Source organism: Companilactobacillus sp. HBUAS59699, assembly GCF_036913575.1.
Lineage (GTDB): Bacteria > Bacillota > Bacilli > Lactobacillales > Lactobacillaceae > Companilactobacillus.
In genome coordinates, this window is sequence record NZ_JAYKTV010000003.1 from 203,901 (window position 1) to 215,991 (window position 12,091).

12 protein-coding genes are annotated in these 12,091 nt (G+C 32.2%); all 12 read left to right on the forward strand.

The annotated features are described in order from the left end of the window. The first annotated feature begins 44 nt into the window (after window positions 1-44). A complete protein-coding gene (locus U8519_RS07525; protein WP_334329703.1) occupies window positions 45-713 on the forward strand; it encodes a sugar transferase in 669 nt (222 codons plus the stop codon). Between the two features lie 2 nt (window positions 714-715). After that, a complete protein-coding gene (locus U8519_RS07530) occupies window positions 716-1,798 on the forward strand; it encodes a glycosyltransferase (protein ID WP_334329704.1) in 1,083 nt (360 codons plus the stop codon). A 45-nt stretch (window positions 1,799-1,843) separates the two neighbouring features. Then, the gene (locus U8519_RS07535) at window positions 1,844-2,806 is read left to right on the forward strand and encodes a glycosyltransferase family 2 protein (RefSeq protein ID WP_334329705.1); all 963 of its coding nucleotides are present in this window, start codon (window positions 1,844-1,846) and stop codon (window positions 2,804-2,806) included. 29 nt (window positions 2,807-2,835) lie between these two features. Beyond that, entirely contained in the window at window positions 2,836-3,918 is a 1,083-nt protein-coding gene (locus tag U8519_RS07540) for an EpsG family protein (RefSeq protein ID WP_334329706.1), read from the forward strand. Window positions 3,919-4,017: 99 nt separating this feature from the next. Then, entirely contained in the window at window positions 4,018-5,001 is a 984-nt protein-coding gene (locus U8519_RS07545) for a Stealth CR1 domain-containing protein (RefSeq protein ID WP_334329707.1), read from the forward strand. 31 nt (window positions 5,002-5,032) lie between these two features. After that, on the forward strand, window positions 5,033-6,457 hold the full coding sequence (locus U8519_RS07550) for an oligosaccharide flippase family protein (protein WP_334329708.1): 1,425 nt from the start codon (window positions 5,033-5,035) through the stop codon (window positions 6,455-6,457). A 143-nt stretch (window positions 6,458-6,600) separates the two neighbouring features. Next, window positions 6,601-7,608, forward strand: a complete 1,008-nt coding sequence (locus tag U8519_RS07555; RefSeq protein WP_334329709.1) for an LCP family glycopolymer transferase — start codon at window positions 6,601-6,603, stop codon at window positions 7,606-7,608. A gap of 133 nt (window positions 7,609-7,741) precedes the next feature. Next, window positions 7,742-8,482, forward strand: coding sequence for a hypothetical protein (locus tag U8519_RS07560; protein ID WP_334329710.1), 741 nt, complete (start codon window positions 7,742-7,744; stop codon window positions 8,480-8,482). Between the two features lie 34 nt (window positions 8,483-8,516). After that, window positions 8,517-9,305 (forward strand): DUF1828 domain-containing protein, encoded by a 789-nt coding sequence (locus U8519_RS07565; protein ID WP_442892136.1) that lies wholly within the window; start codon window positions 8,517-8,519, stop codon window positions 9,303-9,305. A 116-nt stretch (window positions 9,306-9,421) separates the two neighbouring features. Next, on the forward strand, window positions 9,422-9,700 hold the full coding sequence (locus U8519_RS07570) for a helix-turn-helix domain-containing protein (protein WP_334329712.1): 279 nt from the start codon (window positions 9,422-9,424) through the stop codon (window positions 9,698-9,700). Window positions 9,701-9,783: 83 nt separating this feature from the next. Beyond that, window positions 9,784-10,845, forward strand: a complete 1,062-nt coding sequence (locus U8519_RS07575) for an acyltransferase (protein ID WP_334329713.1) — start codon at window positions 9,784-9,786, stop codon at window positions 10,843-10,845. 101 nt (window positions 10,846-10,946) lie between these two features. Next, a complete protein-coding gene (locus U8519_RS07580; RefSeq protein WP_334329714.1) occupies window positions 10,947-12,005 on the forward strand; it encodes an EpsG family protein in 1,059 nt (352 codons plus the stop codon). Window positions 12,006-12,091: the final 86 nt, after the last annotated feature.

The following is a 12,091-nucleotide window of genomic DNA, read 5'->3' on the forward strand; positions in this document are numbered from 1 at the left end:
TAGTGATTTTATAATATTTTGTGTTTTCTGAGGGGGAAATATTTATGGAGATGGAAGGAAAAGAGACTCATTTAGTAAGTAATAATTCACATTCCAATCAATATATATATAGGACAATCAAACGATGTGCAGATATAGTTATTTCTTTACTTGCACTTATTTGTCTGAGTCCTGTTTTTTTTGCCATATGGGCTATCGACACATTTAGTAATTCAAATAGGGGACCAGTGTTCTATAAGCAAGAGCGTGTAGGATATCATGGTAAAAAATTCGGAATGTATAAGTTTCGATCAATGATTATGGATGCTGATAAGAAGCTTTATAAGAATAAAGAATTGTATCAAAAATATGTTGATAACAACTATAAATTGGCTCCTGAAGATGATCCTAGAATTACAAGATTTGGTAGAATTTTGCGAAAAAGTTCCATTGATGAGATTCCTCAGTTTATAAATATTTTATTGGGGGACATGAGCTTGGTTGGTCCCAGACCAGTTATTGAACCAGAGTTAATAGAATATGATGAGTATAAATTATTATCAGTTAAGCCGGGGGCCATGGGACTTTGGCAAGCTTCAGGTAGAAGTAATGTTGGCTATCCTGAGCGAGCAAATATTGAAGAGTATTATGTGAGTCACATAAGTTTTGGTATGGATTGTAAAATAGTGTATGGAAATTTTAAGAGTATATTTTTTGGTAAAGGCGCGTATTAGTTATGATAATTGTACATGTAGCAGAATATGCATCTGGTGGTGTCGCCACTTACCTTAGAAATCTAATCAGTGAGCAACTCAATGATGAGAGAGTTGAAAAGGTGATTTTAATTAATTCAAATTATAATTCAGAATCTTTTGATTTTCATTCTAGTAAATTTATAAATGCAGAGTTTGATTATAAAAGAAGTATCATTGGAATTTTTAAATTACTTTCAATTAGAAAAATTATTGATTCGTATGATCCTGATGTTGTTCATTATCATAGCAGTTTTGCAGGTCTTGTTAGATTTACTTATTTTGTTAAATCAGCAAAGTATAAGGTCATTTATTGTGCTCATGGTTGGAGTTTTAATAAAGAAGATATTTCTAAAATTAAAAAGTGGATTTTCAAAGTTATTGAAATGATTTTATCTATTAAAACCAGTACTATTATTAACATTTCGAAAGACGAACAAGAAAAATCGATTCAATTAGGTTTGCCGATTGATAAGATGTATTTGATTTACAATTCTATTCCGTCAAAAATTGAATATCATGAAATTGTTAATCCTTATGAAAATGATAAAGAATGCAAGAAAATTCTATTTATTGGAAGATTTGATAAACAAAAGGGCTTAGATTTCCTGTTAAAAAATATTGATTTTGAAGAATATAATATAGAGCTGGTTATGATAGGTGGATCGGTTTTGGAAAGTAATGAGCCTGTTGCGCTTCCTAGAAATGTAAAATCAGTGGGATGGGTTGAAAATAACCTTATTGATTCCTACATTAAATTTTGTGATGCGGTTATTGTTCCATCCAGATGGGAGGGATTTGGACTAGTAGCATTGGAAGCATGTAAGAATAGTAAAATGGTAATTGCTTCTGATGTGGGGGGCTTACCGGAAATTGTTCGTAATGGATTTAATGGGCTAGTTTTTAAGTCAGAATCTATAGAAATGCTTAATGATGTTATTTCAAAGTTTCATGAAATGAGCAAAGATAGAATAAAGTTGATGGGCATAAATGGTCGCAAATTATTTGATAATAAATACAATTATGAGAAATTATATAATCGTTTAATGGATATATATATAATTTAATGAGTGCATAGATTTAACAATTTAAAAGAGGTCGGTAAGTAAAGAGTGAATGATTTAGTAAGTATCATTGTACCTTGTTATAATTCTGAACGATATATTGATAGATGTATAAAATCGATTATTAGTCAAAAATATAAGAATTTCGAGGTATTGATTATAAATGATGGTTCTAGCGATAATAGTTTGCAGAAGTTAGAACATTGGGAACATTTAGACTCTAGAATACATGTTATTAGTCAATCTAATAAGGGAAGAAGTTCTGCAAGAAATGTTGGTTTAAATGAGTCAAAGGGAAAGTATGTTACATTTATTGATAGTGATGATTTTGTGTCTAGTAACTACTTATTAGATTTATTGAGAGGATTATCCCATGGTGAGGATGTGTCTATGGTTGGACTTACATTAATGGATAGTCATGGTGAATGTATTAAAGGTGATCGCAGGAGAAATAGAAAGCTAGAAATTGATAATAATAAAGTAGCATTAAAAAAGGTTTTAAATCAAAGACCTGATGTAGAAGTTTGTGGAAAGATGTTTTTAAAATCACTATTTAGTAATATAAAATTTCCCGAAGGACTGATATATGAGGATTTTTTAGTTTGCATAAATGCCATATGTTTATCTGATACGGTTTCATATATTGATGCTCCAGACTATTTTTATATTCAAAGGAATGACAATACTATAAATAGATCCTTTGATTTAAAAAAAATGGATATTATAAAAGTTGGTCATGAGGTTGAACGCATTGTTTGTAACACATTTCCTGATTTAAGTGTTTTAGTTAAAAGTAGACTTTTTGCAGCTTATTCTAATGTTTGGCTACAGATTGGTGATGATAATTTTAAAGAAAGTTCAGATATATTATGGAAAGAAATTATTGATTGTAGAAATCTGATTTTATTAAAGAAAATCACTAATAAAAAAGTCTTGATTGGAACGTATCTTAGCCTTCTAGGTAGAAAAAACTATAAATTATTATATCTATTTTATAAGCATCAAAAGTAAAACAATTTTAATTTCTCCAGGAGGTCATTTTGATTTTCTATATATCAAATATTATCGTATTTATTTTATATAGTGCTTTCTTTAAAATACCATACTTAAATCGTTCTAAAGTATATTTTTGGGTTGTTGTTATTCACTTCTCGTCACTAATGGGTTTAAGATCATACACCGTGGGTACAGATACCCCACAATATGTATCGTTTTATGAATCTCAAAATTTTACTTTTAATAGTAATGGTGCAAGTATATATAATTTACTAAGTAAGTTTATTTGGAATATTACAAATGGAAATTACCACGTTTTCATATTTGTACTTTCATTTTTAACCATCTATTTATTTTCTAAATCATTTATGATTTATAATCATGGTTTGGATTATTTTTTTCTAAACTTTTATATTTATATTAGTTTTTATTATTATTTTGAAAGTTTTAACATGCAAAGACAAATGTTAGCTGTTGCTATATCAATGTTTGCGATGATGACCTTATATAATGAAACAAGTAATAATAGAATCATCAAATCTTTAATATTATTATTTATTGCAATCGGCATACATAGTACAGCTATTATAGCCATTCTCGGCTTAATTATTTGGAAAATAAAAAAAAGTAAAAGTATGTTATTCATTATGAGTGCGTTCATAGCAATTCTATCATTTTTTATGGATAAAATTTTGATGATCTTTATTGGATATTTTTCACATTATTCTATGTATGAAAATACCGTTTTTGGTACTAAGTATTCTACTAACGGAGGTACAGCAATACTGGGCCTTTTTTTGATAATAATGATAGTCTCATCAATTACTTTTACTGATATTTTAAAGGATGAAAAAGTGTCGTTTGCCTTATTTATGACCCAAGTAGGTGGAATTCTATATATATTAGGTAGCAGTTCGCAGTTGATAATCAGAATGGCAGTATATTTTGGGGTTTATTCGATGGTTTTACTACCATCAATGGCTAAATACCTTTCTTTTAGATTTAAAAATAAAAGTATAATTTATATATTAATTGTGGCTCTATTTATGTCCGTAGGTTTGGTAATTCTTATTTATAAGTTATCCAATAACTTAGGAAATGTCATTCCCTATATTTTTATGGGCTAAGTTATCTTTAATCTTATCATCAGGTGTTTATTGCTTTTTTGCTTTAGAATATTGTGACGTATAAGAAATTCATATTTAAAATACGAAAGGATGGAATTTATGAAGATAGATTTTGTATTACTTTGGGTTGACGGTAGTGATAAAAAGTGGTCAATCAAAAAAAGCAAGTATACGGGAGAGATACTTAGTTCAGCTTTGAATTCAAATGAGAGGTATAGGGATTACGATACTTTAAAATATTGGTTTAGATCTATTGAGAAGTACGCTAATTGGGTTAATCATATTTTTCTAGTAACTGATAATCAATGCCCTAGTTGGTTAAATTCAGATTATTCAAAGGTTTCCGTTGTTGATCATAAAGATTTTTTAGATGAAAGAAATTTACCTGTGTTTAATTCAAATGCAATTGAATTAAATTTGGACAAAATCAAGGGACTGTCTGAAAATTTTGTTCTTTTTAATGATGATTTCTTTGTTAATGATAATATCAAAAAGAATATTTTTTTTGAAAATGGAATTCCAAAAGACTCTGCAATAATTACTCCAATTATTCCAATTTATGGCGGTATTAGCAATATAAATAATAATAATATTCAACTCATAAATAAGTATTATGATAAGAAGAATGTTATAAAAAATCATTATTCTAAGTTTTTTAATTTTAAATATGGTACAAATGTTATAAGAACGCTATTAATGAGTCCGTGGAATAATTTCCCTGGATTCTTAGATTTACATATTGCAATACCATATACGAAAACTCAGTTTAGAAAAGCGAGAGAATTGGCTCCTGAGGAATTCAAAAAAACATCAGCTAATAAATTTAGAACTAATGACGATATAAGTCATTCCTTTATAAGGTACAAAAGAATGGTTGATGGGGAATTTATTCCTAGAAGTATGAAGGTAAGTAAATATTATTCGCTAAAAAATATTGATAATATAATATCGGAATTATCAAATCCAATTCATCCACTAATATGTATTAATGATGCGGAATCATATAACTTTGATAAAGAGATACAACAAATTAGAGATACTTTGGAGAATAAGTTTAATTTTAAGTCTAAGTTTGAAAAGTAAAACGTAATTTTATTCGTTTGTAGGAGCAGTAATGAAAGTTATAAAAAATTTTATCTATAATGCCTCATACCATGTTTTTATATTATTGGTTCCGTTATTAACGATACCCTATTTATCCAAAGTTCTTGGTCCTACGGGAGTTGGCATTAACTCGTATACTAACTCAATAATACAGTATTTTATTCTATTCAGCGGATTAGGCATTAATTTATATGGTAATCGAGAAATAGCTTTTGTTAGAGACGATAAGGTACGGCTAAAACAAACATTTTATGAGATTTTTTTATTAAGATCCATCATGATTGTTATTTCAATTGTTGTTTTTATTTTGTTCTTTTTAAAAACAAATCAGTATAGGATATATTATCTTGCACAATCAGTATCTATTGTTGCATCGCTATTTGATATTTCTTGGTTTTTTATGGGAGTAGAGAACTTTGCCATTACAGTATTCAGAAACAGCATTATTAAAATTATCACTTTGTTCAGTATTTTTATCTTTGTTAAAACGTACTCAGATTTAACGATATATATATTGATAATCTCGTTATCTGTACTTATTGGTAATTTAACCTTATTTCCAAGTTTACCAAGATATATTGGTAATTCTAAAATTAGTAAATTAAATTTAAGGAAACATTTATTTCCATCTTTAGTCCTCTTTGTTCCACAAAGTGCTATGCAATTTTATTTAATAGTTAATAAAACAATGTTAGGATCGATGGTCTCGGTTCAAGCAGCAGGTTTTTTTGATCAATCTGATAAAATGGTAAAACTTGTTTTGGCCATTGTCACATCTATGGGTACTGTTATGTTGCCCCATGTTGCAAATGCGTTTGTAAACGGTGAGTATGGTAAAACTAGAGAATATCTTTATAAAAGCTTTAATTTTGTAACTTTATTATCCGTTCCTATGATGTTTGGAATTATGGCAATATCTCCAAAATTTGTTCCACTCTTTTTTACTGATAAATTTATACCCGTTATACCTGTATTGATGATTGAGTCAATAGTAATATTGTTAATTGCATGGAGTAATACTCTTGGGATTCAGTATTTATTGCCTGTAAAGCGTGTAAAAGAGTATACAATATCTATTTTATTGGGTTTATTTGTTAATCTTATTATAAACATTCCACTTATAATTATGTTCGGAACTGTTGGCACTAGTATTGCAACTGTAATATCTGAGTTATCTGTAACAATGTACCAACTGTATATCTTAAAAAATGATATTAGTTATCGAAGACTATTTACTGATACTAACAAATATTTCATATCGGGATTTGTTATGTTTGTTATAGTTTTTTTGATGGATATTAATTTTTCTAAATCGTGGGCAATGATGCTATTTGAAGTTCTTGTTGGAGTTGGTATATATATTTTTATGATTTTTGTAATGAGGGTTAAATTTATATCTGAATTTAAACAGCTGTTAACCAAAGGAGGCGGATAAAAAAATATATTAATTCTTCATAAACGGTATTAAAGCCGTAAAAAAAAAGTATAATGGAGATATGAACTTAATTATTCATAATCAAAAAGTATATTTACATAAATGAGGAAATATATTTTTTGAATCATATAGGGGGAGAACATATGCAAAATAGACATAAGAACCACAAGAACCGCAACTTAAGAACTTTGCTGATCGCATTTCTTCTTTTGTTTGTTTTTGGTGGAGCTGCTATGGGTATGTCAAAATACCGTAGTGTTAAAGAATCAGTCAACAGTTCGTTCCAATCATCTGGTGTAAGTGCACATGATGTTGGTAACAAGCTAAGCTCAAAGAGACCTATCTCGATCTTGGTTATGGGTACTAATTCTGGTTCTGCTAAACTAGATAGAAATTACAAGGGTCATACTAATAGTATGATGGTTATCACTATTAATCCTAAAACTAATAAGACAACTGTAAACAGTATCTCTGGTGAGACTGCTGTTAACATCCCTGGATACAAGAAGGAATCACCAGCTCCAATCAACAAGGCTTACGAATTAGGACAAGCTGGAGCAAGTGTTAAGACTGTTCAAAGCTTGTTTAATGTTCCTATCGACTTCTACGTATTACTTAACGTTGGTGGCTTGAAGAAGGTTATCAATGAAGTTGGTGGAATCGATGTTACACCAACATTAACATTCAGCTTTGGTGGATACAGCTTCACTAAGGGTGTTAAGACACATATGAACGGTGCTAAGGCATTGGCATATGCTGGTATGAACAGTAACAATCTTGATGGTGACTATGGTCGTCAAAACCGTCAACGTGACGTCTTGACTGCTATTGCTAAACAATCAGGTTCAATTTCAACACTGTTGAACCAAGACTTCATCAACTCATTAACTGACCAAGTTCTAACTGATCTAACATTTGACAACTTGAAGACAATCGGTACTGACTACCGTGACGCTACTAAAGATGTCAGCGAAGATCACCTACAAGGTACAGCTAAGAAGGTTAATGGTCAAAACTTGCAAGTTGTAACTAAGAGCGAACTACAACGTGAAACAGATGCTTTACGTAAGAGTTTGGACTTGAACAGTGCAAAGACTGGTAACATTCAATATGTACCAAGCACTACTACAACAACTAGTTCATTATATTAATATTTGAATTAGACTTAACACTCCATGTTTGTGGGGTGTTATTTTTTTACCCACATAAGATCCCTAACAACAACGAATATCTATATCATTGCTATATAATAAAAATATATTTATATGTTTGGGGGAGATGTATATGGATTTTGGAAATATTGCTGACTGGGCGAATGTTGTAGTAACTGCCTTAGGATTTGCGGGAGCTGTTTTCTCATTCAGAGAAGCCAAGAACTCTAATTTGGGAATTTCTTTGAGTGATGCGATGGATGATGATTACAAGGAACATGGTTACGAGGTGTTAGTATGTAATAACAGTGATGATCATTTGATTTTAGAGAATCACTTTGATCCTAGCGAAAAGGAATTCAAGGATTTTTGTAAGAATTCGGCAGATGTTTCTGAATCCTTGAATGCTGGGAAATTTATAAATAAGAAAATCGTCAAACAACATGAAACTCAAAAGTTGTGGGTATTTCAATCACATCTCTTGGATTTTTTATCAGGAGCTGAAGAATTTATTCCGTTGAAGAATGATCCTTCAAAAGGTACTGAAGAGGCTAGAAAAGCCAATGAGGAGCGTAAAAAGATAATAAATGAAGGTCATTATAAACGTCGAATTTTAAGATTAGAGTTCGAAGACAGAGGTAAGAATAATCGTTATAGATGGTATATGCCCAAATGGATAATAAACAGATATATTATAATGTTATTTTTGGATGATAACTTACACGTTAAGTATGAGGTACATTATCATAAGTTCCGTAAGAACTGTAAGAGATGCAAAAAGCCTGATCAGAAGGTTTTGTCTGCTTCAGTTTATTATCCTGAAAAAGGTTCGAATTCAAAGGAAGATAAAGTATCATTATACAATGAACAATAATATTTGCTGCATTAATTGAAAGGAAGTGTTTATTTTGAAGAGTAGTTTAGATACCTTAAGTTTGGAAAGGGAAGTAAAAGAGCTTTACAATAGGAATTTCTCATTTAATAGACTTAACACTTCTTATATCAGAATAGATACTCCTTTTTTAGATAGGCATAATGATTCCTTGATCTTGTATGCGGTAAAAAGTGATGATGGTATAAGATTAACTGACGGCGGTTATGTTTTGGATGATTTAGAATCTGAGGGAATCAAGATAATGCGTTCAAAAAAACGCAGACAGATTTTAGAGACGCAATTGAAATCATATGCGGTTAACTTAGATAAAAAAAACAATGAATTATATATAGAAACAAAAAGTACAGCAGGATTTCCCAGAGCACAAAACTTTTTGATTCAGGCAATGTTATTTATCAATGATATGTTTATGCTATCTGATTCAAACGTTAATGACATATTTAAAAATGAAATTGCCAGGTTCTTTGAAGATAATAATATCCGTGTATTACAAGATCCAACGTTCGTTAGTAACTCGGGTATGACACACAAATATGATTTTACGATTGCGGGAATCAAGAATATACCAGATAAGCTTATTAAGACTATGAATTCTCCTAGAAATGAATATTACGCTAAGGCGTTAGCGACTGATGTCAGATTGACTAAAGATGTTTTAAAGCGAAAAACTAAGTTTTATACGTTTATTAATGACAATGAAAAAAGCATTGATGCAAATATTATTTCTTTATTTGATAGTGAAGACATTGAAACGATTCCTTATACTAAGCGCAACGATTTTGTCGCTGAATTAGCTGAGTGATAATTCGCCAACATTTCCAATTTGTCTGCCCTTTGTAAATGAACTTTACAATCCAAAATGTTACCATTAAATGCGGAGCCATTGATTTGAATATGCGACTTGAAAGGATGTTTCAATTGAGAACAAATGATTTTTCAACTTCCTCAATATTTGCTGACAATGAATATTTGAAGAGGGCAATGGGATCTAAGCAATTTGATTTGTCACTGGAAATAATCAAATTGGAACGTGAAATGAACTTGTCACAAAAGCAAGCTGCGGCAGCATTGAATATACCTTTGGATCGGTTCGTGAAGTATGAATCAGGCGACAGACGCATCCCTGAAGATAGGTTTCAGAAGATCATCGATGAACTATCTGATTTGCGTGATGATCAAAATAGTGTACTAAGCTAAACTTTACAGATAACTATTATTGGCGACTTCGGGTAATTGCGAAGTCGTCTTTTTGTTTTATAATTGATTCCATGGGGGAAATCATGAAACAACGACAATCAAACTTTGAACTACTGAGGATCATCAGTATGTTTTTAATCGTATTGCATCATTACGGTATCCACGGAACTTTCTATGAGGGGACTTTTTCATGGCAGAAGGTCGGTCTTAACCTAGTAACTTCCTTTGGCAAGGTTGGTGTCAACATCTTCGTTTTGATCAGTGCTTATTTCTTGGTAAATAAGACTTTCAAACTGGAACGGATCTATCGCACATTACTGGAGACATTATTTTATTCGTATCTGGTGTTAGGGATATATTGGTTTTTCGACCGCAACAGTCCGTATCTGAATAAGACCAATATCATTCATCTGATATTCCCGATTCCTTTAGAATACTGGTTCGTCAATGCTTTCCTATTCATGCTCTGCTTGTCACCGTTTTTGAACGTGATGATCCATCACTTGAATAGGCGGTCGTATCTGTTCTTATTATCATTTTTAACTTTTATCTGGGTCATTATCCCAACGGTATCGAATCTGAAATTGGCTGGTTACAGTGACTATGCCTGGTTTGTCTACCTATATTTAGTAGCTGGCTTCATGAGAAATCACGAACTGCATATCAGTAAAGTGTCGTTGCGCTGGATCTTTTACGGGTCGGTGTTGATAACTTTGCTCTTGGTAGCGGATCTGAATATCTTGGGTAAGTCTAATCAATTCTTTATGGACTATGCTATTTTCTTTATTTTTCAGAACAAGTTACCAATAGTTTTGACTTCATTTTCACTGTTCTTATTAGCCAAAGATTGGCGTCTTGGCAGCAATCGTTTTATCAATACGATCTCATCGGCAACGCTGGGAGTGTACTTGATTCACGATAATGTGGTGATCCGGGTAGCACTGTGGACTTTTGTCAATAATGCGCAATACAAGACTTTGTTGAGCTCTGTTGGTATGGGCTTCGTGGTTGCCACAGTAGTCTATCTGACCTGTACAGTGATCGACTTAGTACGGCAGCTATTCTTGGCGAAGTTGATGAATTGGCTAGCGGTCAAACTAGCTGATGGTACGCGGTGGTTATTTAGAAGTCGTACCTTAAATTAGTTCGGCAATTAATTTTGCGGAACTTTTTTAGTACTAAAAGATAGAATTGTTTAAACAAATGATATATTCTTACTTACAAAGATATTTGTGGGGTAAGAACAATGATTTTTTACTCGATCAACTTAGTGATTTTTATTATTTATAGTTTATTTACTAATACTTATTATCAGGATCGACGTGCCTACTTTTGGTTGATCTTAACGCACTTGACGTTACTGTTGGGCTTGCGTTCTAGCATTGTTGGGACTGATACGCCCCAGTATGTCAGTTTTTACTTGGCGCAGAACTCGGGCTTCAATGGTAATGGGACGCTGGTCTATTCGGCATTGAGTAGTGTAGTCGATCATCTGACTAACGGTAATTATCATGTCTTCCTATTTATACTGTCATTAGCGACGGTCTTTTGTATCTTGAAGTCAGTCGAGCTATTCTCTGGTGATGAAGACTTAATGTTTTTGAGTATTTATGTCTATCTGACTTTTTACTTTTACTTTGAGAGTTTTAACATTCAACGTCAGATGTTAGCTGTCTCGATGGTCATGTTGGCGATGGCACTGTTATCACGTCACCACTTGCTGGGATCAGTCATCATGTTTGTCTTAGCGATTGGAATCCACAGTACGGCGATCTTCGCCATTGTCGGGTACATCGTGTGGTTTATTAAGAAGTCCAAGTTTACTTTTGGTGTGATGGCGGTTCTGGCGGCATTGTCCAACTTGTTCTTAGCTAATTTACTCAACAATTTTTCACAGCTCTTCGATCACTATCAGATGTACACGGATGCGGTCTTGGTCTCTGGCGGTGGCACGTTGCTTTTGGGGATATTCTTACTAGCATTAGTTCTTATAGCGATTTTTATTACTGATATTTTAGACGATCAGGCAGCAGGATTTACGGTTTTCATGACAGCAATCGGGGCGATCCTCTACATTGTGGGGATGAAATCACAATTGATCATTCGCATGGCCGACTACTTCGCCATCTATTCGATCATCTCGATCCCGCAGATGGTCCTGGCTATTTCACGAAGATTCAAGAATCGAAAGTTAGTCGATTTAACACTGGTCACAGTAGTGGTCGTGGTCGGTTTGGCAATCTTTTATTACAAGCTGATCAACAACTTGGGAGACATCATCCCTTACAGCCTCAACAGCATTTAGACTTTGGTCTAAGTGCTATTTTTTTTGGCTGATTTCACAAACTAGACAAATCGTAAGATTGATTCTAAATACTATCTCATATGTTT